The sequence below is a fragment of the Roseibium sp. JB4-4 genome (assembly GCF_055693425.1).
Genome location: NZ_CM146333.1, coordinates 3,700,073 through 3,722,132, shown reverse-complemented (window position 1 = coordinate 3,722,132; position 22,060 = coordinate 3,700,073). Strand labels below are relative to the sequence as shown.

Annotated in this window: 21 protein-coding genes and 1 tRNA gene; 9 read left to right on the top strand and 13 right to left on the bottom strand. The window is 55.6% G+C overall.

What is annotated here, in order from left to right; all coding sequences use genetic code 11:
- Nucleotides 1-78: 78 nt before the first annotated feature.
- The 3 genes from ACZ1HV_RS17540 to ACZ1HV_RS17530 all read right to left on the bottom strand — a co-directional run bounded on the left by ACZ1HV_RS17540 (nt 79) and on the right by ACZ1HV_RS17530 (nt 4,875).
- The gene (locus tag ACZ1HV_RS17540) at nt 79-1,878 is read right to left on the bottom strand and encodes an NAD(P)-binding domain-containing protein (RefSeq protein WP_472715865.1); all 1,800 of its coding nucleotides are present in this window, start codon (nt 1,876-1,878) and stop codon (nt 79-81) included.
- Nucleotides 1,879-2,028: 150 nt separating this feature from the next.
- On the bottom strand, nt 2,029-3,777 hold the full coding sequence (locus tag ACZ1HV_RS17535; protein WP_472715864.1) for a sigma-54-dependent Fis family transcriptional regulator: 1,749 nt from the start codon (nt 3,775-3,777) through the stop codon (nt 2,029-2,031).
- A 294-nt stretch (nt 3,778-4,071) separates the two neighbouring features.
- Nucleotides 4,072-4,875, bottom strand: coding sequence for a MipA/OmpV family protein (locus ACZ1HV_RS17530; protein ID WP_152499591.1), 804 nt, complete (start codon nt 4,873-4,875; stop codon nt 4,072-4,074).
- Nucleotides 4,876-5,095: 220 nt separating this feature from the next.
- Here ACZ1HV_RS17530 and ACZ1HV_RS17525 point away from each other — a divergent pair, with 220 nt between their 5' ends.
- Nucleotides 5,096-5,392, top strand: a complete 297-nt coding sequence (locus ACZ1HV_RS17525; RefSeq protein WP_265679725.1) for a YggT family protein — start codon at nt 5,096-5,098, stop codon at nt 5,390-5,392.
- A 69-nt stretch (nt 5,393-5,461) separates the two neighbouring features.
- Here ACZ1HV_RS17525 and ACZ1HV_RS17520 read toward each other — a convergent pair whose 3' ends face one another.
- The 4 genes from ACZ1HV_RS17520 to ACZ1HV_RS17505 form a co-directional block, all read right to left on the bottom strand.
- Nucleotides 5,462-5,653 carry a Trm112 family protein gene (locus ACZ1HV_RS17520; RefSeq protein ID WP_298817397.1) on the bottom strand — a complete coding sequence of 64 codons (192 nt, stop codon included), beginning with the start codon at nt 5,651-5,653 and terminating at the stop codon, nt 5,462-5,464.
- 58 nt (nt 5,654-5,711) lie between these two features.
- A complete protein-coding gene (locus ACZ1HV_RS17515) occupies nt 5,712-6,389 on the bottom strand; it encodes an LON peptidase substrate-binding domain-containing protein (RefSeq protein ID WP_472715863.1) in 678 nt (225 codons plus the stop codon).
- Nucleotides 6,390-6,471: 82 nt separating this feature from the next.
- A complete protein-coding gene (trxA, locus tag ACZ1HV_RS17510; RefSeq protein WP_472715862.1) occupies nt 6,472-7,467 on the bottom strand; it encodes a thioredoxin in 996 nt (331 codons plus the stop codon).
- A 128-nt stretch (nt 7,468-7,595) separates the two neighbouring features.
- Complete coding sequence (locus ACZ1HV_RS17505; protein WP_472715861.1) at nt 7,596-8,117, bottom strand: prolyl-tRNA synthetase associated domain-containing protein; 522 nt, start codon at nt 8,115-8,117, stop codon at nt 7,596-7,598.
- 240 nt (nt 8,118-8,357) lie between these two features.
- On the opposite strand from ACZ1HV_RS17505, the gene ACZ1HV_RS17500 reads away from it, so the two are divergent.
- Nucleotides 8,358-8,432: transfer RNA gene (locus ACZ1HV_RS17500), tRNA-Gly, on the top strand.
- A gap of 458 nt (nt 8,433-8,890) precedes the next feature.
- On the opposite strand, the gene ACZ1HV_RS17495 is transcribed toward ACZ1HV_RS17500, so the two are convergent.
- Both ACZ1HV_RS17495 and ACZ1HV_RS17490 read right to left on the bottom strand, forming a co-directional pair.
- Nucleotides 8,891-9,964 carry a Gfo/Idh/MocA family protein gene (locus ACZ1HV_RS17495; protein ID WP_298817405.1) on the bottom strand — a complete coding sequence of 358 codons (1,074 nt, stop codon included), beginning with the start codon at nt 9,962-9,964 and terminating at the stop codon, nt 8,891-8,893.
- Nucleotides 9,965-10,030: 66 nt separating this feature from the next.
- Nucleotides 10,031-10,816 carry a ThuA domain-containing protein gene (locus ACZ1HV_RS17490; protein ID WP_472715860.1) on the bottom strand — a complete coding sequence of 262 codons (786 nt, stop codon included), beginning with the start codon at nt 10,814-10,816 and terminating at the stop codon, nt 10,031-10,033.
- Nucleotides 10,817-11,039: 223 nt separating this feature from the next.
- On the opposite strand from ACZ1HV_RS17490, the gene ACZ1HV_RS17485 reads away from it, so the two are divergent.
- The 3 genes from ACZ1HV_RS17485 to ACZ1HV_RS17475 all read left to right on the top strand — a co-directional run bounded on the left by ACZ1HV_RS17485 (nt 11,040) and on the right by ACZ1HV_RS17475 (nt 12,744).
- Nucleotides 11,040-11,414, top strand: coding sequence for a hypothetical protein (locus tag ACZ1HV_RS17485; protein WP_472715859.1), 375 nt, complete (start codon nt 11,040-11,042; stop codon nt 11,412-11,414).
- Nucleotides 11,415-11,536: 122 nt separating this feature from the next.
- Nucleotides 11,537-12,106, top strand: coding sequence for a TetR/AcrR family transcriptional regulator (locus ACZ1HV_RS17480; RefSeq protein WP_472715858.1), 570 nt, complete (start codon nt 11,537-11,539; stop codon nt 12,104-12,106).
- A 119-nt stretch (nt 12,107-12,225) separates the two neighbouring features.
- Nucleotides 12,226-12,744: a hypothetical protein gene (locus ACZ1HV_RS17475; RefSeq protein ID WP_472715857.1), complete on the top strand. Its 519-nt coding sequence runs from the start codon at nt 12,226-12,228 to the stop codon at nt 12,742-12,744.
- Here ACZ1HV_RS17475 and ggt read toward each other — a convergent pair.
- A complete protein-coding gene (gene ggt / locus ACZ1HV_RS17470; RefSeq protein ID WP_472715856.1) occupies nt 12,738-14,483 on the bottom strand; it encodes a gamma-glutamyltransferase in 1,746 nt (581 codons plus the stop codon). The two genes, ACZ1HV_RS17475 and ggt, sit on opposite strands and share 7 nt — an antisense overlap.
- A 179-nt stretch (nt 14,484-14,662) precedes the next feature.
- On the opposite strand from ggt, the gene ACZ1HV_RS17465 reads away from it, so the two are divergent.
- Entirely contained in the window at nt 14,663-15,028 is a 366-nt protein-coding gene (locus tag ACZ1HV_RS17465; protein ID WP_472715855.1) for a c-type cytochrome, read from the top strand.
- Nucleotides 15,029-15,034: 6 nt separating this feature from the next.
- Here ACZ1HV_RS17465 and ACZ1HV_RS17460 read toward each other — a convergent pair whose 3' ends face one another.
- A complete protein-coding gene (locus ACZ1HV_RS17460) occupies nt 15,035-16,006 on the bottom strand; it encodes an endonuclease/exonuclease/phosphatase family protein (protein WP_472715854.1) in 972 nt (323 codons plus the stop codon).
- A 95-nt stretch (nt 16,007-16,101) separates the two neighbouring features.
- On the opposite strand from ACZ1HV_RS17460, the gene ACZ1HV_RS17455 reads away from it, so the two are divergent.
- Nucleotides 16,102-16,494, top strand: a complete 393-nt coding sequence (locus tag ACZ1HV_RS17455; RefSeq protein ID WP_472715853.1) for a YchJ family protein — start codon at nt 16,102-16,104, stop codon at nt 16,492-16,494.
- Between the two features lie 53 nt (nt 16,495-16,547).
- On the opposite strand, the gene ACZ1HV_RS17450 is transcribed toward ACZ1HV_RS17455, so the two are convergent.
- Nucleotides 16,548-17,312 carry an SDR family NAD(P)-dependent oxidoreductase gene (locus tag ACZ1HV_RS17450; protein WP_298817424.1) on the bottom strand — a complete coding sequence of 255 codons (765 nt, stop codon included), beginning with the start codon at nt 17,310-17,312 and terminating at the stop codon, nt 16,548-16,550.
- A gap of 543 nt (nt 17,313-17,855) precedes the next feature.
- On the opposite strand from ACZ1HV_RS17450, the gene ACZ1HV_RS17445 reads away from it, so the two are divergent.
- Nucleotides 17,856-19,280 carry a lipopolysaccharide biosynthesis protein gene (locus tag ACZ1HV_RS17445; protein WP_472715852.1) on the top strand — a complete coding sequence of 475 codons (1,425 nt, stop codon included), beginning with the start codon at nt 17,856-17,858 and terminating at the stop codon, nt 19,278-19,280.
- Nucleotides 19,270-20,400 carry a GNAT family N-acetyltransferase gene (locus ACZ1HV_RS17440; RefSeq protein ID WP_472715851.1) on the top strand — a complete coding sequence of 377 codons (1,131 nt, stop codon included), beginning with the start codon at nt 19,270-19,272 and terminating at the stop codon, nt 20,398-20,400. The genes ACZ1HV_RS17445 and ACZ1HV_RS17440 overlap by 11 nt, the downstream gene beginning before the upstream one ends.
- Here ACZ1HV_RS17440 and ACZ1HV_RS17435 read toward each other — a convergent pair.
- The gene (locus ACZ1HV_RS17435) at nt 20,378-22,030 is read right to left on the bottom strand and encodes an AMP-binding protein (RefSeq protein WP_472715850.1); all 1,653 of its coding nucleotides are present in this window, start codon (nt 22,028-22,030) and stop codon (nt 20,378-20,380) included. The two genes, ACZ1HV_RS17440 and ACZ1HV_RS17435, sit on opposite strands and share 23 nt — an antisense overlap.
- Between the last annotated feature and the right edge of the window lie 30 nt (nt 22,031-22,060).

The window sequence follows — 22,060 nt, the reverse complement described above, 5'->3', positions numbered from 1 at the left end:
ACGCTTCTTGTCCTTCAAAGGCCACTGCTGAGTTCTAGTTGATTGCGGTCCGCCTTGTTGTGCGGGCCGCTTTTTTAGTCAAGACAGATGATGGACATCCTGGAGCCCGTAGACCGAGGTGGGCAAACCTTCCATCCGTGCTTTCAGCTGCAGCGCCAGAAACTGAGAATAGTGGCGGGACTGGTGAAGATTGCCACCATGGAACCACAGCGCATCCTGCTGGGTCGGCTTCCACATGTTTCGTTGCTCGCCTTCCCAGGGGCCTGGATCTTTGGTCGTGCTCGAACCAAGTCCCCAAACCTTGCCGACTTTGTCGGCCATGTCCTGTCCCATCAAATCGGCAACCCAGCCGTTCATGGACCCATATCCGGTCGCATAAACAATCAGATCCGCCTCCAGTTTGGACCCGTCGTCCAGTAGCACCCCGTCTTCAACGACTTCAGTCACCTGACCACGCTTCAACTTGATTTCACCGTCGATGATGAGCTGGCTGGCACCGATATCGATGTAGTACCCGGAGCCACGGCGCAGGTATTTCATGAAGAGACCGCTGTCGTCGTCGCCCCAATCAAGCCAGAACCCCGCTTTTTCAAGACCATCGTAGAAATCGGCATCGCGTTTCTTCATCTCCGCATAAGCCGGGATCTGGAATTCATGCAGGATCCTGTAGGGTAATGATGCGAATATGAGATCGGCCTTCTCGGTCGTTACACCCGCGCGCACGGCCTCTTCGGAATAGAGTGCGCCAAGACCGACTTCCATAAGCGTATCTGATCGCACAATGTGGGTTGACGAGCGCTGGACCATGGTGACATCGACGTCCCCTTCCCAAAGGGCCGCACAAATGTCATGTGCTGAATTGTTGGAGCCGACGACAACAGCTTTCTTGCCGCGATAAGCATCAGGGCCCGGATGCTTGGACGAATGTTGCTGGTCTCCCTTGAAGCTATCCATCCCGGGAAACACAGGAATATTGGCTTTGCCCGACATGCCGGTTGCCATGACAAGTTGCTTCGGCCGCAAGACGACTTCTTCACCATCCCGATCCACGACGATAGTCCATTCCTTTGTTGCATCGTCATACCTGGCTGACTTGGCGACCGAGCGCGTCCAGTAGTTCAGTTCCATCACTTTTGTGTACATTTCCAGCCAGTCGCCGATCTTGTCTTTCGGACTGAAAACGGGCCAGTTTTCAGGGAATTTGATATAGGGAAGATGGTCGTACCAGACAGGGTCATGAAGGCAGAGCGACTTGTACCGGTTGCGCCAACTGTCCCCGGGGCGTTCGTTCTTTTCAACGATGATGGTCGGAACACCGAGTTGACGGAGCCGGGCGCCAAGTGCAATTCCGCCCTGTCCGCCGCCTATGATCACGCAGTAAGGTTGCTTTGAATAGCCAAGCTCCGTCGCTTCGGCCTCTCGCTCCTCTTTCCAGGTCGCGCGATGTTTTGCCGCGCCGTGTTTGGCACCCAGGGGCCGGTCAAACCCTTTGGGCTCTTCGTGCCCCTTGAGTTCAACCATCGTTGTCAGAAGGGTCCAGATCTTGCCGTCCTTGAGCCTGAGCAGGCCGTAGCCACGGGCAAGTGCGGTTTCGAACTGGATCCAGGCTGTCACAACACCACCCTCTTCGGTGGGAACCTCGCCGTCGGCCAGTTGCCAGTTCCTGGGTGCGGTTGAAGCCAGTTGATGCGAGAGCAGGTCTTTGACTTGCTCCTTGCCTTCGACTGTCTTGATGTTCCAGGTAAAAGCGACCAGATCCCGCCAGTAGCAATCGTCCTGGAACATTTCCACCGCTTCATCGATCTTTCCCGCTTCAAGGGCATCGCCAAACGTCTTTAGAAACGTTTCCGTCTGGTGGATCAAAGGTGTGTCGAGCATTGCATTCCTCCCGCAGTTCCGCTCTTTGTTCAGATGCGAGAGCATTGCAGAGGGTGGCATCGACTTGCCATCGAGCGGCCGCACTTTGAGCGATTTAGATGCCTGAATGTGGTCGCGGCGTTGCGTGCGCAACAACGCGCAACAGTTGCGTCAGATCTTGCGCAACAGACCCGCCTTGCGCACACGGCGCAGAACCGTCGAGCGGTTTACGCCGAGACGCCGTGCGGTCACGGCCATGTTCCAGTTACACGCGTCAAGCAGCGACTCCAGATCCTCCGTCGGATCTGTCTCAATGTGCCTGGCAAGAGGAGGAGGAGGCAGATCCGGGAGATCGATTACGGACCCTTCCGAAAGCGCCATTGCAATATCGAGTGCAGTTGCAAGCTCTCGAATATTGCCTTGCCATTCCCGCCCGCGAAGTTCGGCAAGTGCCGCCGGAGAAAGTCGGAAATTCCGGGGAGATCGCCTCAGGAGGCGGTCGACCAGCCACTCAAAATCCTGGCGATGACGCAACGGAGAGACTGGCAGTACAGCTCCAGCCAATCGGAAATAGAGTTCCGGCCGAATCAGTTGGGCAACCTGTGGTCCTGCGGGGTCCTGACGCGTGGAAGCGATCACACGCAAATCGTCCCTTGTCTCCAACAATGCCAGAACAGCGCCCTGGCCGTCGGCATCCAGATCTTCAATGCCTTTGAGGAAAAGGGTTCCCGCACCTGCGGTGCGCAAGCCGTCGATCTGTGGCTTGTCCAAACCCGCACATGTCACGAGATGGAACGACCTGTCCGCAGGGCCAAGCACGTGAATTGCCCGCGCGAGATACTCCTTGCCGGTTCCCGTTTCACCCAGGAGCAGCAATGGGACCTGTGTCGGGGCAAGGCGCGCGACCTTCGACATGAGCTGCCGCAGCAAAGGATCAGGACCGCAAAAACTGCGTAAGGGGCCCGTGACCGAGCCGGTTTCGTGATGACGCGGGAGGCGTGCTGACTGTGGTGCGATAGCGTGCCCGAAGAGGCCTCGCCCATCGCGAAGCCGCAGGACCCGTTCCTCCGTTGGCCGGCCGCGCATTAGGTCCGGCAACGCATCGACATCCAGATCCATATGCATATCGATCCGGGTGCCGACCAGGTCGGTTCGGCCATCAGGGGCCAGACATTTCCTGGCTCCGTGGGTCATACCGATAATCGTGCCGTTATCGTCAAGCGCAACAGCAGCCTCGGGGTCAACCTCCAGGAATTCAGCCGAAGTCGAAAACCGCAAAACCCAGTCCCGGCGCGTCATGGCCATGAGGTTGGCCATTTCAACCCGCCGTGCTGATGCCTTGACAAGGTTCATCGCAAGATTCTGGCTCGACTTCGGTGAGGGGGACCGCAGCAACGAAATATCGAGAACGGCTGCAAGTTTGCCGCTTGTGTCATAGATCGGCGCAGACGTGCAGGACAATGGCGTATGCGCGAGCCCGAAGTGATCACTTTGATGGATCGTCACGGCCTCGCCGGTCACAAGACAAGAGCCAACACCACACGTTCCCGCAAGTTCTTCAGACCAGTCAGATCCCAGATACAGACCAGCCTGCCGCAGCTCATCTTCAAACCGTGGATCACCGAAGAAGTCGACACAAATGCCTTTTGCGTCCGCCAGCAAGAGGACGTAATTCTGGCCGGCAACCTGTTTGAATAGGCTTTGAAGGCCAGACCGGGCGGTCGCAATCAGACGTTCCGACTGTTCCTGGTGTTCGCGAAGCTGATCGGCCGTAACGATATGCGCCGGCTCAGGACGCGTCGGGTCCATGCCGTAGGTTTCAACGCAACGGCGCCAGCTTTGAGAGACAAGCCCGTCCCGGCCGGTTTCAATGCCATTGAGAACCCGGTCGATCTCGCTCACATGATCATGATCGCGCATGCCTTCCTCCCTCGGCATTGCCACTACGATACTGTCACAAGTCACAGGAGCGCAATACACCCGCGCCTGCTCAGGCTGCGCGCACGGAGTCAGAGCGCCTGCAAGCCGTCTGGATCGGGGTTGCGATTTTCTTCTTTAAAAGGTCAATACCGGACCAAGTTGCGGCGGGACGCCTGCCGTTGCAGGCCGGCCTGGATGATCGGCTTTTGGGAGCTGTGCTCAGCAGGCGGTGCTCACGTTCACAAAAAAGGAGGCTCAAGGCCTCCTTTTCCAATCGTCGTTTACTTTTTCAACTCAATCGAAGAGATCGAATGCGAAACGGTAACTCACGCCAACGCCCAGGCTGAACTGGTCTTTGCTGCCATTTCTGGCGATCGGGCTGTCGGCAGCATCGCCAACCAGACGGTCATACCCGCCCTGAATATGCAAACGCACATCGTCGTTCCAGTCGTAGCTGGCACGTGCTGCCAGGCCAACGCTCTTGAAACCCCCGCTTGGGTCATACCGTGTCAGGCGGCCACCGCTTGCAGCGGCCTCGGAACTCGTCACACCAAAATAGGTGTCCATGTAGTCATCCGTTGCGAAATCGGCGCGTGGACCGAAGGACACTTCCCACTTTTCAGCCGGATAGACGATACCGTCCAGACCAAGCTGACCCACTTGCCCGGTGTGGCCATTGATACCCTGGCGCAGTTCGGCAAAAGCACGGAAATGCTCTGTCCGGAACCCACCGCCAAGACCGAGTTCAACTGCCCAGTCAATGGTTCGTGTGCCGCGCAGGTCATTGCTGTCGCTGGCCTTGCGCTCGCCGATAAAGTTGAACGATGGAAAGAAGAAAATTCCGCTTTTACGCCGGCCATCAACAACCTGCCCAAGTCCCGGCAGATAGAACCGGCCAACCGAAATGATCGGGAACGGATAGATCAGGTAAGAGTCTGCCGCTTCGTAGCGCGGCTTGGCAATGGCGCCGATACCCAGGTCAACCACGAACTGACGATTGGCATCCTGAGCGGAAAGATCGCCACTTTGAGCCAGTGCGCTACCGGTCACGGCGCTCAGGGCAAGGGCAAGCGCAGCGCGCGAAAACAGCTTCAACATTCAGATAACATCCATAGGGATTCCCATTGGCAGGGAAGATAGCACGACTAAGGCTTATACAAAGCCTAAGGAATCCCGGTTTTGTGCAACTGTTGCAATTTAGCATCGCTGGTTGCAGGCATTAAACAAAACCCGGTTAAATGTCGGCTCGCCTTGCAGCGGCCACGCCGGAAAGCTACATGATGACAAAGACAGATATTGAACGGCAACGGACCAGACCATGACCGCACTCTTCAACGTGATCCTCATTGCACTGGATCTCTACTTCTACATCATTATCGCCAGTGCAATTTTCTCCTGGCTCTATGCCTTCAACATCATCAATTCCAACAACCAGATCATCAATTCGATCGGCAGGGCGCTCTACAATCTGACCGAGCCTGCATTGAGGCCTATTCGGAGGTTTCTGCCGAATCTTGGTGGCATTGACATTTCTCCGGTCATCTTGCTGCTCGGGATTATCTTCCTGCGGCAGATCATTATCTTGAACTTGATGCCAATGTTCCGAGGGTATTGACCCGGTTCACAGAAACGAAAAAAGCCCGGGCAACGGCCCGGGCTTTTTATATTTGTCAGCTACTCCGTCTCAATCTTCCAATGCGCGCGCCTCATCGGGCAGCATGATCGGTATACCGTTTCGGATCGGATAGGCCAGCTTGGCGGAGCGAGAAATCAGCTCCTGCGCTTCCGCATCATATTCCAGCGTGGATTTTGTCACCGGACAGACCAGCAACTCCAACAGCTTGCGGTCTACGGTGCGTTCACTTGTTTCGCTCATAATTGATCAGTCTCTCAAAGGCGCGGGCCTGGTTTCACTGATTTTCCGGCCGACGGGGTCACTGCAGCGTCGAACCACCGTCATTCTGTGATCTTGCCAGATCCATCTCGGTGATCGCAATCAAAGTCTCAGCACGGGTTCTGAGATCCCGCGCTTCAAGCAAAGCTTGCTTTTCCTGTGGGCCGTAAGGACACATCATGCACAAGGCGTTGACAAGCACTTCCGTCTCAGCTTCCGAAACGCTCTGCCAATCCGCCTCCAGATTGTTCGCATCCAGATAACTGCGCAGAGTTTTCAAAAGACCATTCCGATCGACGTCGTCTTCGCCCTCGCCGCACCTCAAATCATTTGCAAAGGCGGCAAAATCACATTCGACTTCACGGAAACGGCTGTAGTTCTTGCGCTCATTGCCAAGCGAGAACCGGGTTATACCCTGAAGGGTGATCAGGTAACGTCCATCTCCAGTTTCCTGAAAACTCGTCAAACGTCCAACACAGCCGACACTTGCCAGATCCAGGGTATCCGGATCTCCGGCCAGGCACTCTGGCAAGGGTTGGACCATGCCGATCAGCCGATTGCCTGCAAGCGCGGCGTCCACCATGTCGATATATCGTTGCTCGAAAATATTGAGCGGCAATTGCGTCCTAGGAAGCAACAAGGCACCTGAGAGCGGGAATACCGGCAAAGCCGGAGGCAAGTCCGCAATCGTCTCGTAAATGGCGTTTCCTGCCTGCATTACAGCGCCTTCATTGTTTTCGTTATTTTCGCAATATCGCCAGCATGATGCTTCCCTAAATGTGTGTCACTTGCTGCAATCGTCAAGAAAACAGAACGGCGGAAAGTTTCCGGCGGCCATAAGCGCTTGCCGGATCCTTGAAGCCCCAGGCCTCAAAGAATTGCAGCAGCTGCTTGCGCGCGCCGTCTTCATTCCATTCCCTGTCGGTGCGCACGATTTCAATCAGTTGGTCGACCGCACCGTTCTTGTCGCCCTTGCCGTTGAGACCGAGCGCCAGATCGAACCGCGCCTGCAGGTCCTGCGGGTCCTTTTCAATCCGTTCATGAAACCCGGCAAGGTCGCCAAGCGAGGCTGCCTGCTCAGCAAGGTCGAGCGCTGCCTTTGCCGCCGTATAGGCCTCTTCCGAGCGCTTGTCTTCCGGCACCATTTCCAGTGCCTGCGCGGCGCGCTCAAGCTCATCCGCACCAAGATAACACTGTGCCAGACCGCAAATGGCCTTCACATTGTCCGGTTCCATCTGCATGACAGCACCGAAGAGCTGCGCCGCCTGACCAAAGTCCTTTTCAACAAGCAGCAGCTCGGCTTGTTCCAAAAAGGCATCAGCCTGATTCACGGGCGCTGGACCAGCAAGCTTTTCGATGAATTCCTTCACCTGGCTCTCCTGCTGAGCTCCCATGAAACCGTCAACCGGCTGACCGTCCTTGAAGGCGACAACGGCCGGAATGGACTGAATGCCCATTTGCCCGGCGATTTCCGGGTGGTCTTCAATGTTCATCTTGGCCAGCTTGACGGTACCGCCGGCTGCTTTGACAACTGCCTCGATGATTGGGGTCAGCTGTTTGCAAGGACCACACCAGGGTGCCCAGAAATCCACCAGAACGGGCTGCTGCCGGGAGGCTTCCATAACATCGGCCATGAAGGTCTGCGTGGTCACATCAAAAATGAGATCGCCACCGGTCGGTCCATCACCGCCACCGTCGCCTCCAAAACCACCACCCTGGCTACCGTAATCGCCACCCATGCTGGCGCCGAAACCACCGCCGACCTGGCCGCCAATATTGTAGTTGCCGTTGCTCATGTGCCGCCTCTTAAACTTCGACGGCTCCGCTTGCCGCGGACCGTCTGGAATCAAATCATCATATTCGGTTGAATTGGCCCCTAACATGGCTCCGCAGCGACCGAATTACAAATCCTGAAATCAGCCGGTCAAAGACCGGCCGCTTTTGCTTCTTCGCTCACGACCAGAACCGCAGCGCTGTGTCCGCACGCCTCGGCAAATTTCAAAAGGTCGCTTTTTGCGATCGACGTTGTCGCATCATTTTTAAGCGGATGATAATTCAGCACTTCATGCTGCATCATGGCCGCATCGAAAACGGGCGTGACCCGCTGGCTCTCCCGGTCGTTGATAAGAGAGAAAGGTGTAACCGAGCCCGGTTCGACGCCCAGCACCTCCATCAGCAGGTCCGCGTTGCCAAAGGAGACACGCCCCTGTCCGCCAATGATCTGGTGAACCTTCTTGAGATCGACCTCAGCATCATGAAGCAGCACGATCAGAAACAGACGGCCCTTCTTGTCCTTGACGAACAGGTTTTTGGTGTGTCCGCCCGGGATCCTGTCGTGCAGATCGCCGGATTCGGCCACTGTGAACACCGGGTCGTGGTCAGTCGTCGTAACCTCGATTTCCAGATCCTTGAAGAAGGTCATGAGGTCGTCACGGGATGCGGGCATGTTTTTTCCTGAAATTATCGCTTTCAGCGCTGTCTAACGCAATTCGGAAGGTGGCGACAAGAAAAAAGAATGCAAAAAAGCGGCGGAATTCTGCGAGTTTGAAACGAAGAAGCCGCACAAACTCCACAGAACGACAGCCAATAAAATTTCTGCAAATTCGGTGTTGCATTCCGCTTCAGCTTAGTCCATATACTGCGCCACCGATGCCGGGGCGGACTTCGCCGGGTGCCGGAACATTATGCGGGTGTAGCTCAGGGGTAGAGCACAACCTTGCCAAGGTTGGGGTCGTGGGTTCGAATCCCATCGCCCGCTCCAAATTTTCCTCACTTACCCCAGTGAGTTGAAAAAGCCGCCATCTGGCGGCTTTTTTCGTGCCTGGTTTCGACATTCAGCGGCCTTCACACTCTGCGCAGTAACTGCTGAGCCGTTCCTGGACCAACAACCAGCAACTTTGTCCGGTCCGCTTCCAGGCGGAGGACTCAAGCACCTGTTTTTCTGAAGAACGCTATTTTTTTGCTTCTGAGTTTTTGTGCGTTTTGCCCCGAGTTTTCGCCGGTTTTGCCGGATAAAACCCGTTTCGTCTAAAAATTGAGAAAAACCTGTCGCTGGCTCTGAACGAAGTATCAGGGCCTGACCTTTAAAAGAGAAAATGCAATTTCCGGAAAAGCCTGTCGCTGTGGCGATCGATCCCGCGTTGTTGCCCTGCCTCTAGTACCCACTTCTGCAGCGGAGCTTCTCATTTCAAAAGCTCCGCTGCAGCTCTTATGGAACGTCTAGTCGAAGAGCCTCAGGAAGCAGCTGCCCTCGGCATGAGAACGCTCGGCAGCGTCGAGCGCGTGTTGCAACCGCGCACCATGGTCGAAGTCCGGCTCGGCCTTGCCTTCACCTCTGATAGCTGAAACGAACCGCTCGTAGATTGTAGTCACCGGAGGAACTGTAATCTCGTGCCATTCGGCAGTTTGAAGATCGGGTTCGCGGCAGATGCGCAGACTTTCGGAACGCTGTTCGAAAAGAACTTCCAACCCTCCCTTGTCTCCATAAAGACGCAGGCGAAGATCGTTCAGATGGCCCGATGCGAAGCGGGTCGCGCTGATGGTTCCGAGCGCTCCGTTCTCTAGCTCGGCCTGTAATGTGAAACTGTCGTTTGCATCAAGGGTATAGTCGCCGATACGTCCACCTTCCGCCTTGTCGAAGGTCTTCAGGCGGCATGAGAGATCGCGAACCTGGCTTCCGGCGGCAAAAGTCACGAAATCGATGATGTGAATTCCGACGTCGCCGAGCACACCTTTCGAACCATGTTCGGTTGAAAGGCGCCAAAGCCACTGGCTTTCCGTGCGCCACTCGCCCCATGCAGGTTGCGTCAGCCAACTCTGCAGGTAGGACGCCTCGAAATGCCGGGGAGAGCCAATTGCACCCTCTGCGACCAGCTTGGCCGCCTCCTGAAGGACGGCCACATTGCGATAGGACAGGTTGACCATACCCACCAGCCCTGCGGTGCGGGCGAGCGCTGCCATTTCGTCGGCATGCCGGGCGTTGGTGGCCAACGGCTTTTCGCAAAGAACGTGTTTACCCGCCTTAAGCAAGGACATCGTTGTGGGGTGGTGCGCGCCGTCAGGCGTCACATTGGTCACAGCATCGAATTCGCCCCAGGAAATCGCTTCATCCAGATCCGAAAACCGGTGAGGAATTGCAAATCCATCGCAAAATTCAGCCAGAACTTCCGCTCGCTTGTCGACGCCGGCAACAACCTCGACGCCAGTTATCTTCTGGAAAGCTTCGGTATGAACGCGTGCCATATTTCCCGTCCCCAGGACAAGAATCCGGACCGGTTTTTCAGAAGTCGTCATGAATTTCTCCATCCGCAGGAATGCCGAACACACGGCCACACCTGCGGTTTTGAAAAGGAATGAATACTAGCGATACCCTTCTTCGCCTTCGGCGTGAAGTTTCGGGCCGCGTTCCTCGATTTTCTCCGGTGCCGCATCAACCGGCACATTCGGAGCTGCATTCGGGTCGGTCAGCCGGGCCATCGGGTTGAAGGCCCACTTGACGCCGTTCTTCAACACCTGACGAACGTGGTCGTTGTAGTAGGTCGGGTAGGTTTCGTGCCCCGGCCTAAAATAAAAGATGCTGCCTGCGCCGCGCTTGTAGGTCAGACCCGACCGGAACACCTCGCCGCCCTGGAACCAGCTGATGAAAACCGTTTCCAGAGGCTCCGGCACACCGAACGGCTCCCCATACATCTCTTCCATTTCCAGCTCGAAACTATCCGGCAGATCTTTGGTTATCGGGTGATTGCGGCTGGTTACCCAAAGCCTTTCGCGTTCACCGGCCTCGCGCCAGGTCAGATTGCAAGGCCCACCCATAAGCCGCTTGAACGGTTTGGCGAAATGAGCGGAATGGAGAAACAACATGCCCATGCCTGACCAGACAGCTTCACAGACCCGATCGACAACCACGTCGGAAACGTCGCCATGGGCGGCATGGCCCCACCACAACAGAACATCGGTTTCACGCAACCGTTCCTCAGTCAGACCATGCTCGGGTTCCTGAAGTGTTGCCGTTGTGGCGCTGATTTCGGGGGCTTCGTTCAAAGCTTCCGCAATGCACTCATGCATCCCTTTCGGGTAGGTGTCCGCAACGATTTTATTGTGCTGTTCGTGGACGTTTTCGCCCCAGACCACGGTTCTGATCGGCATCTTGCCCTCCCGGTTTGTGCGGTTTTGTGGATGAGCGGACTTCGGCAATCACCAAACTCCAAAGCGCTTTGGATAGGGCTATCACTGGCTTTTGCAGGTGTCAAACAGACAATCGCTCTAGGCAAAAAAAGTGCATCCCCCCGCCTGTGACCGCACGCCACATTGGCAACGGTTCTGAAATCAAAATAACATACCATATGTTATGGTTTGTAAGGATGATCCTATGAATTCTCTTCTACTTTTCGCCAGCTTTCTTTCGTTTCTGGTCTGTCTGCTTCACACATTTGCCGGCGGACGCGCTATTGCCGTTCCACTTTTAAAGGCTCAGGATCTGCATCCGGTTCCGAAATACGTGACCTATTTCTGCTGGCACATCGTCACGATCGTTCTTGCCATGCTTGCGGTTTTGTTTGTTATTGCCGGTTTCCGGCCCCAAAGCCTGGAGCTAGCCTGGGTGGCAACAGCCCTTACAGCTTCATTCTGTCTTCTCGGCCTTGCAGTTCCACCGATTAAGAAGCAGAAATACAAGGACATGCCGCAAGGCTGGCTGTTCCTGCCGATACTCATACTTGGCTTACTGGGCTCGGTCGGACTTTAGGCCAGGGTCTCGGGAAGCCGGGCACAGCGTCACATCTGAAAAGCCATCGCGTGGCAAGACCGAATGCTCCGGATCGGAGCTCTGGCAGGGTTGAAGACAAATGAAAAGAGCAGCCGGACAGGATGACTAAACGCAAGCGTTTCGGGAAGTCCGACTGGTTGTCACTGGGGCTTTCCCAGTTGAAATCAGATGGCCCTGCCGGACTGACCGTGGAGGCGCTTTGCAGCGCTGCCGAGCGCACGCGCGGTTCGTTTTATCACCACTTCCAGGACCATGGCACCTTCATCCTGGAAATGATGCAGGCTTGGAAGCAACAAAACACGCTGGATGTCGCAGACCAAACACTCGGCCCGGCGGTCAAGGACAGGCGTCAGAAACTGTCCCATCTGGCCAATCATCTGGATCATGATCTGGAACGAAAAGTTCGTCAGTTCGCACAGTCGAACAAAGCGTCACGCGAGGTGCTGGAGGATGTCGACAAGCTGAGAACCGATTTCGTTGCTGGCCTCTATTGTGACCGCGGCCTGCCTGCAGAAGAAGCAATGCAGATCGCTCAGATTGAGTATGCGGCCTTTGTCGGCGCACAAATCATCTGGCCCGACATGCCGGCTCAGGATCGCATGGCACTTGACCGCAAATTCGCAAAGCTTGTCACGAACGAATATGCGGACGGCAAGAACACGAAAGAGTGAAGTCGCGTTTCACCATTGATTAACCAGCTTCGAAACTGAAACGCCCCCCACCCACCGAATGTAACTGAATGGCAAGGACCTGGCGCTAAGCAATCCGCATCTACAAATCGAGATGCCAGGTGACCAAATTGCACGCGCTCCGTCAGCCCATCACCGCCGTTGTAATCATTTTCTGGTTCAGTTTTTGGTTGCTGAACGGGCTCGACAAGTTCTTTGCCCGTCAGGACATCGGCTTGCTGCGCTGGTGGGGAAACCACCGGGTCGAAAAGTTCACCATGTATTTTGACAGGCTTTCGCTCGACCCTGCCTTTATCCAGGCGACGCTTGTCTTTGCTGGCGTGGTAGAATTTGCTGCCGCGGCATTTTTTGTGGTGGCCGGGGTCAGACTGGTTCAGGACAAGCCCGGCGTTGCTTACCGCACAGACGTTGCCATCACGGTCTCAATTGTTGTGTTCCTTGGCTTCACCATCTTCGACGTCGTGGTTGGTGACCGGGCCGAACTGCTTGAGCACTCGACCTATATCGGTGTTCTCCTGATGTCGTTCCTGGCCGTGTCGGCGGAAAGTTTCTTCCGGCATCTGCGTGACCTGGACAGCCCGAGCACGATCAACCGTCACTTTCCGCCAAAGGCTCAATAGCCGGCCGTCAAGGCGCCCGGACGTCTCGGGTCAGAGGCTCCGGCGAGAACATCGCCCACTTTCATGATCGACTGGGTCGAACCCATCGCATTCTTGACCGCGACTTTGTGCCCCCTGGCTTCAAGAAGCTTGATCGTATCAGGCGACAAGCCTTCTTCGATCCTGATTTCGTCCGGCAGCCATTGATTGTGAATACGTGGGGCAGCAGTGGCTTCAGCAATGCTCATCTTGTGGTCAACAATGTTCATGATGATCTGAAGAGTGGTTGTAATGATACGGCTCCCTCCGGGTGAGCCCGTCGCCAGAAAAAACGTCCCATCCTTGAAGACAAGTGTCGGGCTCATCGACGACAAGGGACGCTTGCCGCCCTCAACGGCGTTGGCGGTACCGCCAATCAATCCATAGGCATTTGGAACACCCGGTTTTGCCGAAAAGTCATCGAGCTCGTTGTTAAGCAGCACACCTGTCCCATCGGCCGTCATCCCCACGCCGTAGGAAAAGTTGAGCGTATAGGTGTTGGAAACCGCATTCCCGTCCTTGTCGACAACTGAAAAATGCGTGGTCTCGTTGCTCTCATAGGGAAGTGGGTCAGCCGGTTTGATTTGCTCGGACGGTGTTGCCACTTCCAGATCGATTGTTTTGACAAGCTCTGCTGCATAAGCCGGTGACGTCAGGCCCTTGACCGGAACATCCACATAATCGGGATCGCCCAGATACTTCGACCTGTCGGCATAGGCCCGCCGCATGGCTTCCGCCATGACGTGGATCGTATCTGCAGAATTCGGACCGAACTCCGCAATCGGGAAGGCTTCGAGCATATTGAGAATCTCGACAATATGAACACCGCCGGAAGATGGCGGCGGCATGGACGCAATTTCATATCCGCGATAGGTGCCGGTGACTGCATCGCGCCAGACCGGTTCGTAGCCGGCAAGATCTTCAACGGTCATGCCACCGCCAGCCTGTTGGACCTTTGCTGCAATCCGTTCAGCGGTTTGCCCTTGGTAGAATCCTACCGCGCCCTTGTCGGCAATCATCCGCAAAGTGTTCGCCAGATCGCTCTGGACCAGAGTTTCACCCGGCAGATAGGGCACTCCTCCGTCCTTGTAGAAAATCTCAGCCGTTGCCGGATCTTTCGTTAGCCGCTCAACTCTTGCCGCAAGAGCACCCGACAGGCCCGGAGTTACAGTGATGCCTTCATCTGCAAGCTTGATGGCCGGCGCGACAAGATCGGCCCAACTGAGGTTTCCGCTGCCATGTTTGTCAAAAGCTTCGGCAAATCCGGCGACGGTCCCCGGCACACCAACCGCGAGACCGGAATATCTTGACTTGTCCTTGTCCGGCTCACCGTCGTCGCCAAGAAACATATCCTTGAATGCCGCGGCCGGCGCTTTTTCCCGATAGTCCAGTGCCTTGGTCTCATCGCTGGCAGACATATGGATCATCATGAATCCGCCGCCACCCAGATTTCCCGCGCGTGGCAACGTCACCGCAAGGGCAAAACCTGTCGCAATTGCCGCATCGACAGCATTTCCGCCCTGTTTCAGGATATCGACACCGACCTGCGTCGCAACGGCTTCCTGGCTGGCAACCATTCCGCTTTGCGCCGTTACCGAATGAAACCGGTCAGTGAGTGAATAAATCGGCGTCTCTTGTGCCGCAATGTGCTGCACGGGCAAGGCGACGAGTGCGGACGCAACGCCAAACACTGACAGGACTGACTTGAAACTCATAGGCATAGTCGTCTCCGGAACAAATAACCAACACCCACTGTGGCTGAGGATAACGCGAGTAGCAATTCAAAAACGCGCTGTGGTTGAGGGATTGATCCACCGCAAGGCGTATGGACTGTTTGGAGGTCATCTTCAGTCTGTCAGTAGGAAGCTATGACGATGACTGGCGAAAACAAGGAGGATGCATGACCGGCAATTCAGTTCGTAACCTGGCAACCGCATATCGAAATGCATGTCTTGCTCTACCTGTTGTCGCAGCAGCTGTTTTGGGACTTTCAGCTTCATCCACAACAGCGCAGGCAGCCGACGCGGCTGCAGGAAAGACCTTGGCGCTGCAATGGTGCTCGTCCTGTCATCTCGTCGCAGAAGATCAGAAGACCGTCTCGAGCGTATCTCTTCCCAGCTTTTACGACATGGCCGGGGACCCGGGCTGGACGGAAGAAACCCTCACGACATTCCTTGCCGATCCGCACCCGAAAATGCCGAACATGTCTTTGCAGACACGGGAAATCGCCGACCTAGCCCGCTACATCAGCTCATTGCAGCCATGAGGCGTCTCAGAGCGCAAATTCCGCCAGCATGGCCGCATGATAGGACCCTGCATAATCACTGCCATCTGCATCGAAAACCTCATCGAGCAGCTCGTAGTTGAACACCTTGAAATCGACTGTGCAGTCGGTCATGGCCGCGCTCGCCAGAATATGGTCAAGCGCTTGTCCTCGCCCTCTGTGAATGACCGTTTGACGACGTTCGGGAGGGAGAGCGCGGTCGAGTTGGAACAATCGTCTTTTTTCCAGATCGGGTGACCCTGTGTCGTCAGGGTCGGCGCGAAGCAACCTCAAAGTGCCGGTATCCCCTGTCGCGTTGAAGTCCCCTGCCAGCACAATCCGGGCTTCTGCGTTGTCATCGAGCAACTGCTCCACAGCCAGGCGCAGTTCGAGTGCTTGAGCGGTCTGCTTGAAAACAGATAGTTGGTATCCTTCCGCCCAGGCCGCAATGTTTTTCCATGATCGATCAGCTCTCTTCGCGCCGCGGATCATGGCGGCAATCGGCGCGCGCAGATGGACGGCGAATAGGTGCAGAGGCGTTGCTGCTCCAATGTCAATTTCCGCCTGAAGAACAGGCCGCTCAAACAGCACCGTCTGCGGACTCTCGTAGGGCGGCTCAGCGGTTTTGGGCTGCCAGAGGGCTGGATGGGCATGGGATTGATAGAGACTTGAATACCTCTGAACAGGATATCTGGAGAGGATAACCAGATTATGCCTGTCTCCGGGCCCCTTACCGGAGGGGCGGTCACTCGTTGCCCGATGGTAAGCCTCATACGGTGTTCCCTCCAGCAACAGATCGAGAGCGAGGAAATGACGTTTCTTGTTGCCCTTCACCTTTTGCGCATTCACCTCTTGCAAGCAGAGAATATCAGCGTCCAATTCAAGAATTTTCGGCTTGAGTGCTCTCAGCCGTGGCGCCAGAATTTCGGGATCGAATTTGTCCGATCCAAATGATTCCAGATTGAATGTCGCAAGTCTCATGAACGCATCCGGGTTTCCAGGTCAGTCGTCTGAAACCATAGCGATGAGCGGCTGCCGGTGGTAGAGAGCACCGAGAGGTGAATTCGGAGGCCTGCATGAGCGATGACATCTGTCCCTGCGGCAGTAACAGCAGTTACGATGCATGCTGCGGTCCTTTTGTTGACGGAAATGCCCTGCCCGAAACAGCCGAGGCGCTGATGCGTTCTCGTTATTCTGCCTATGTGAAGGGGAACATTGCCTACCTGAAAACGACATACTGGCCGAAATATCAGGCAGAATTCGATGACGTTGGTACGGCACGATGGGCGGCAGAAAACCATTGGACGGGTTTGAACGTTCTGAAGACGGAAAAGGGCCGCAAAACAGACCGCGACGGCACGGTTCTTTTCGAAGCCAAGTACCTTTCTGCCGGTAAACTGAACACTCATCGAGAACTAAGCCGGTTCCGCAAGAAGGCGGGACGCTGGTACTACGTCGAAGCAATCTGAGTGCGACCGCACCGTCGACGTTTCGACGGTGCGGATGTAAGAAGTCGGCTGGCCTAGTTTCGCCCTGACATCACGCCGCCATCCACGTCCCAGATCGCGCCAGTAACCCAGCTTGCTTCGTCTGAAAGAAGAAAATCGACGGTTGCGGCCACATCTTCGGCTGTACCGATGCGGCCAACTGGATGGAATGCATCAAATCCTTTGAGTGTCTGTGAGATCTGGTCTTCCGGAATAAACGCGCCGTAGATGGGTGTTTCCACCACCGCTGGCGCCACGGCATTTACGCGAATGCCTCTTTCGCCGAGTTCCATTGCCAGGTGCTGTGTCATGGAATGCAGACCGGCCTTGGCCATTGAGTATGCTGAGGATGGTGTTGCCTTGATTGCCTGATGCGCCCACATGGACCCGATATTGACGATTGATCCCGATCCGGACTCGGTCATTTTGCGGACAACAGCCTGGGTGAGCAGGAAGGTACCTCTATTATAGTCGTGATAGAGGTCGTAATCCTGTGCCGTGTGATCGAGATAGGGTTTCGGACTGAAGTAACCCGCCGCATTTACCAGATGGCGAATGCTGCCCTCAAAGGCTTCGACTTTGCCGACGAGAGACTGCACGTCGTCCGGGTTAGTGACGTCGGCCTGCCAAGTTATCACGTCAACGGAATGTTCCGCTTCGATGTCGGCCTTCGCGGCCAAAAGTTTTTCAGCCTTCCGTCCGACCAGAACAGGCGTCACGCCACGAGCGGCAAGCCTTTTGGCTGTCGCCAGTCCCATGCCGGAGGAACCGCCTTGAATGATTGCGAAATTCTGGGCCACTGCTTCATCTCCACTTTATCTACTAGTTGGTAGGTACATTTCGATGTATTGACCCTCAGGCCCATCAAGTCAACACCTATCTATCAATTGGTAGATAACACTCATGTGACCGGGCCTGACTGGCTGCCATATTCGATCAAAAACTGGGAAGGCCGGATGCGACCGGGCGCGTTCTCGATTTTGCCGTCAAAAACTGTCCGGCCCCTGCGATTGGCGGCGGGAGCAGGGGCCGGACTAAACTGCGGATCGAAGGGGAGGCAGCCCTCATCATCCGCAATGCAAAATCAGGTTTCACTCATTCAGGCCAAGGGTGATGCCGTCGAAGGAGTTCTGACGACTCGGCGTCAGCATGTTCACTATTTGTTCTATTCTGCTATTGAAAGTCAAGCGGATTGTTTCACCCTCGTTTGACCGGTTTTGCGTTTCAAAACCCGATTTCATCACGCATCTGTGAAAACGAAGCCGTCCAGTTGTTCAGTTCGCTAGAGAAAATTAAGTCCCTCATGTCACAAATACGGAATATTTGCTGCAAAGGACCCGTCGTTGCGTTTCACTTCCAACTCCTGGACAAAGCGTCTTCACAGCGCCTCCTGGCCTCAGGTTTTGGGCAAAGGAGGCGAACAGATTAGAGCTGTCTTGAATGGCACGGGCAGCGACAATCATGCTGCGGGCCGCATGGCAGTGTCCACTTTCGCCATCCGGATAGGCGGAGCAGCACTCGCGTATCTTTCCCAGATAGTTTTCGCGCGCGCGCTCGGTGCGCACGACTACGGTATCTATTCTGTTGCCTGGACTTTGGTGATCGTTCTCGGTGTCATGTCCTGCGGCGGGTTCTCGGCATCCGCCAACAGGTTCCTGCCTCAATATCGTCAGGCCGGTGACCTGGATGGCCTGCGCGGTTTCCTCTTTGCAAGCCGGGTCTCGGCATTCTTGATAGGCGCCGTAACAGCTATCCTTGGAATAGGCATAGTGTTACTGATCAGCCCGATCATTGAGCCCTACTACGTTCAACCCATCGCGGTTGTCTTGCTCGCTCTGCCATTCTTTGCGTTTGGATTGGTCCAGGATGGCATTGCACGAAGCTACGACTGGTCGTCCTTGTCGATGTTGCCGACCTATATCTGGCGGCCACTCACCATCCTGATATTGCTTTTTGTGGCGATATTCGCCGGACTGAAAGCAGATGCTCTGACAATGGCATCCGTCGCAATTTGCGCAGCCATGCTGATTGCCCTCTACCAATATATGCAGCTCAGCCGCCGGCTTTCCCTTCAGGTGCCGTCCGGCCCGCGCAGGGTTGAGCTGAAGAACTGGATCCTGATCTCGTTGCCAATGTTGATGGTGGACGGATTTCTGCAGCTGATCACCAGTGCCGATGTCATCATGGTCAGCTTCTTCCAGGACCCTGACGAAGTCGCCATATATTTCGCAGCCTCAAGAACCCTGGCCCTGGTGCATTTTGTCTATTTCGCCGTCCGTGCCGCGTCGGCACACAGGTTCTCCGATTATACGCACAGGCAAGACCAGAAGGGCCTTGAAGACTATGTTCGCAAAGCCACGCATTGGACGTTCTGGCCTTCGCTTTTGGCTGGTGCAGGGCTTCTGCTCATCGCCCCGCTGCTGCTGGCCCTGTTCGGCAGCGGCTATGAAAGCGGCTATCAGCTGATTGCCATCTTGATGATCGGCGTGCTCGCACGTGCATCCGTAGGTCCTGCCGACGCGCTTTTGACCATGACCGGGCATCAGAAGAATTGCGCCGGTATTTATGCGGCAACATTTCTGCTCAATGTTCTTTTAAACCTCGCCCTCATCCCGCTTCTTGGCCTCGCCGGCGCTGCTGTCGCAACAAGTTGCGCAATTCTTTTTGAAGCATCAGCGCTTGCATTGGTTGCAAAACGTAAGCTGAATATCACGACATTTGTTCTTCCATTGCTTTTTCCGCCCAAGGACCGCCAGGTTGATCAGTGATCAAACAGCCGCACAGCAGTACGAGATCCTGGAGTTCGATCCGCTGAACGCAACAGTTCCGGTAGCGGATTGGCGGCAACTTGCTGGACTTTCAATCGATCCCAACCCGTTTTTCGGGCCTGAATTCCTAAAGCCATTTCTGGAGTACACGGACAACAGGTCAGTTCGCCTTGTCGTCGTCAGGGAGAAACAAAATCAACACTGGCTGGCAGCTGCACCAGTCGGGCGCCGCAGACTTGGCATCGCCTTTCCCGTCACTTCGACATGGGCCACCGAATATTCTCCGCTCGGAACACCGCTCTTGCACCCAGATGCCCCGCAAGACGTAATTGTGGCCTTTTTACACGCCATGAACGGCTCAAACGGCGTCCTCGCCTTCCCCTATCTCCCGTCCCGCTCTGCATCAGCCGACAGGCTGAAATCGGCAATGGCAGAACGCTATCGCTCGACAGCATGCGCGACCAGAGCAGCTCACGCACCCGGCGAAACCGGTAAGCAACAGCTTGAAGCAGCTTATAGCGGCAAACGGCGCAAGGAAATGCGCCGCCTCTTGCGCAGGCTTGACGACTTCGGCACGACACGTTTTTCCAGTTTGTCAGGTCACGAAGCCGTTCAGGGATTTGAGTCTTTTCTGCATCTTGAATCCAAGGGCTGGAAAGGTCGGGCGGGAACCGCACTTTTGAGCATACCTGAAACCGCAGCATTCGCGCGAGCGGCAATTGCGAACCGCGCGGCAGTAAATGGCGTTCGCATCGATCAGCTGTGGGCGGGCAATACACTTGTTGCCGCGCTTGTCCTCTTTGCGGAAGGCGGCGCTGTTTTTTCCTGGAAGATTGCTTTTGACGAGGAGTTTGGCAGGTATTCTCCAGGTGCTCAGATTGCGGTACATGCGTTTCGGGAAAACCTGAGATTGACTGGATTCAAAGGTGCAGATTCCCTTGCCATTCCAGGACACACCATGATTGAGCCGCTTTGGAGAGGGCGGCTTGAAACCTGCACTTTGCTTTTTTCAGGCGGTGCATTCAGCGCACAGCTTTGCGCGCTCTGTCAGGCGGATCTGGAACTGGAACAGCGGCTTCGACGCCTGATGAGGCAACTTAAGAAACGCGTGAAGTCCTGACCGATATCTCGTCGCGTGCCTGCTGACGTAATTTCCGGCGTATGACCTTTCCGGTGGTGGTCATCGGAAGTTCTTCCACAAATTCGATCTCACGCGGGTATTCGTGCGCAGACAACCTTTCGCGAACAAATCCGCGTATGTCGTCTTCAAGCTCCTCACCGCCTGCTGCGTCCGGTTTCAAAACGACATAGGCTTTGACGATCTCGGTGCGCAGCGGATCGGGCTTGCCAATAGCTGCCGCCAGCGCGATCGAAGGGTGCTTGATCAAACAATCCTCAATTTCCCCCGGGCCGATCCGGTAGCTTGCCGAGGTGATGATGTCATCGTCTCGCCCGACAAAATGAACATACCCATCCCCATCCATCACACCCTGGTCACCGGTAATCATCCAGTCATCTATGAACTTGTCCCGGGTCGCCTCGGGCTTATTCCAATATTCGAGAAACATCACCGGATCAGGACGTTTGACGGCAATTTGCCCAAGCGATTCAGGCGGCAACTGCATGCCTTTGTCGTCGATAATGGCAACAGCGTGCCCGGGGATCGCCTTGCCGATGGCGCCGGAACGGCTGACACCGAGTTCTGCGACAGAGCCCAGAACCGCATTGCATTCGGTTTGTCCATAAAACTCGTTGACCGCAAACCCGAATTCTTCCTGAAACCAGTCATACGTTTCGCGACCAAGAGACTCGCCCGCAGAACCAACGCTTCGCCAGGCGAGGTTGAAGCGACGTTGTGGACTGTCAACGGCACGCAGCATTTTCAGTGCTGTTGGCGGAATGAAAGCATTGCGAACGCCTTCTCGTTCAAGCAGCTTAAACGCAAATTCGGGGTCGAATTTCCTGCTGGCATGAGACAGCACAGGAACGCCGAGTGTTAGTGCTGGAAACAGCGCATTCAGCAAGCCACCGGCCCAGGCCCAATCCGCCGGTGTCCAAAGCAGATCGCCCTCGCGTCCCAGGAAATTCTGTGACAGCTCAATCCCTGGCATGTGCCCGAACAGGACCCGATGCCCATGCAACACACCTTTGGGCTGGCCGGTTGTTCCCGACGTATAGATCATCAGTGCGGGATCATTTGGTGTTGAGGCAACAGTTTCGTAGCGATCCGATGCCCTGGCCTGCAGATCGTCGAAACAACAGACCCCTGATTGTGGTCCGTCAGTGGAAACGACAAGGTCAAGCTCGGGAAGATCTTCACGGATTTGGGATAGTTTTTCGAGCCCTGCGGCATCGGTCACAAGCGCCTTTGCCCCGGCGTCCGACAAGCGGTATCGCAAGGCTTCCAAACCGAAAAGTGCTGCAAGCGGAACGGCAATTGCGCCGATCTTGTAGGCAGCAAGATGAGCGACTGCTGTTTCAGGAACCTGGGGCAATAGCAACGCCACCCTGTCGCCATGCCCGATACCCTTGGCGACAAGAGCATTGGCAAACCGGTTGGCGGCCTGATTGAGACGCTGGTGGCTCCAGTCCCGAACATCACCGTCTGCAAGCACTTGGCGAATGGCCAGACGCTCCGGATCTCTCATGGCCCATGCGTCGCTGATGGCGGCAGCCATGTTGTAGGTTGCGGGCAAAGACCATTGAAAACGGGCGTTCAGCGTTTCGTAGTCGCCGGCAGGTTCCAGCATGCATGTTTTCCGGTGCTATTTTTTTAGGCA

What these genes read in the sequence shown, in the direction of transcription:
- ACZ1HV_RS17525 (WP_265679725.1), top strand. Translation starts at nt 5,096, where the DNA reads ATGACCGCACTCTTCAACGTGATCCTCATTGCACTGGATCTCTACTTC.
- ACZ1HV_RS17520 (WP_298817397.1), bottom strand. Translation starts at nt 5,653, where the DNA reads ATGAGCGAAACAAGTGAACGCACCGTAGACCGCAAGCTGTTGGAGTTG.
- ACZ1HV_RS17530 (WP_152499591.1), bottom strand. Translation starts at nt 4,875, where the DNA reads ATGTTGAAGCTGTTTTCGCGCGCTGCGCTTGCCCTTGCCCTGAGCGCC.
- ggt (WP_472715856.1), bottom strand. Translation starts at nt 14,483, where the DNA reads ATGCCTATGAGTTTCAAGTCAGTCCTGTCAGTGTTTGGCGTTGCGTCC.
- ACZ1HV_RS17540 (WP_472715865.1), bottom strand. Translation starts at nt 1,878, where the DNA reads ATGCTCGACACACCTTTGATCCACCAGACGGAAACGTTTCTAAAGACG.
- ACZ1HV_RS17505 (WP_472715861.1), bottom strand. Translation starts at nt 8,117, where the DNA reads ATGCCCGCATCCCGTGACGACCTCATGACCTTCTTCAAGGATCTGGAA.
- ACZ1HV_RS17480 (WP_472715858.1), top strand. Translation starts at nt 11,537, where the DNA reads ATGACTAAACGCAAGCGTTTCGGGAAGTCCGACTGGTTGTCACTGGGG.
- ACZ1HV_RS17455 (WP_472715853.1), top strand. Translation starts at nt 16,102, where the DNA reads ATGAGCGATGACATCTGTCCCTGCGGCAGTAACAGCAGTTACGATGCA.
- ACZ1HV_RS17535 (WP_472715864.1), bottom strand. Translation starts at nt 3,777, where the DNA reads ATGCGCGATCATGATCATGTGAGCGAGATCGACCGGGTTCTCAATGGC.
- ACZ1HV_RS17485 (WP_472715859.1), top strand. Translation starts at nt 11,040, where the DNA reads ATGAATTCTCTTCTACTTTTCGCCAGCTTTCTTTCGTTTCTGGTCTGT.
- trxA (WP_472715862.1), bottom strand. Translation starts at nt 7,467, where the DNA reads ATGAGCAACGGCAACTACAATATTGGCGGCCAGGTCGGCGGTGGTTTC.
- ACZ1HV_RS17465 (WP_472715855.1), top strand. Translation starts at nt 14,663, where the DNA reads ATGACCGGCAATTCAGTTCGTAACCTGGCAACCGCATATCGAAATGCA.
- ACZ1HV_RS17495 (WP_298817405.1), bottom strand. Translation starts at nt 9,964, where the DNA reads ATGACGACTTCTGAAAAACCGGTCCGGATTCTTGTCCTGGGGACGGGA.
- ACZ1HV_RS17460 (WP_472715854.1), bottom strand. Translation starts at nt 16,006, where the DNA reads ATGAGACTTGCGACATTCAATCTGGAATCATTTGGATCGGACAAATTC.
- ACZ1HV_RS17515 (WP_472715863.1), bottom strand. Translation starts at nt 6,389, where the DNA reads ATGCAGGCAGGAAACGCCATTTACGAGACGATTGCGGACTTGCCTCCG.
- ACZ1HV_RS17490 (WP_472715860.1), bottom strand. Translation starts at nt 10,816, where the DNA reads ATGCCGATCAGAACCGTGGTCTGGGGCGAAAACGTCCACGAACAGCAC.
- ACZ1HV_RS17435 (WP_472715850.1), bottom strand. Translation starts at nt 22,030, where the DNA reads ATGCTGGAACCTGCCGGCGACTACGAAACGCTGAACGCCCGTTTTCAA.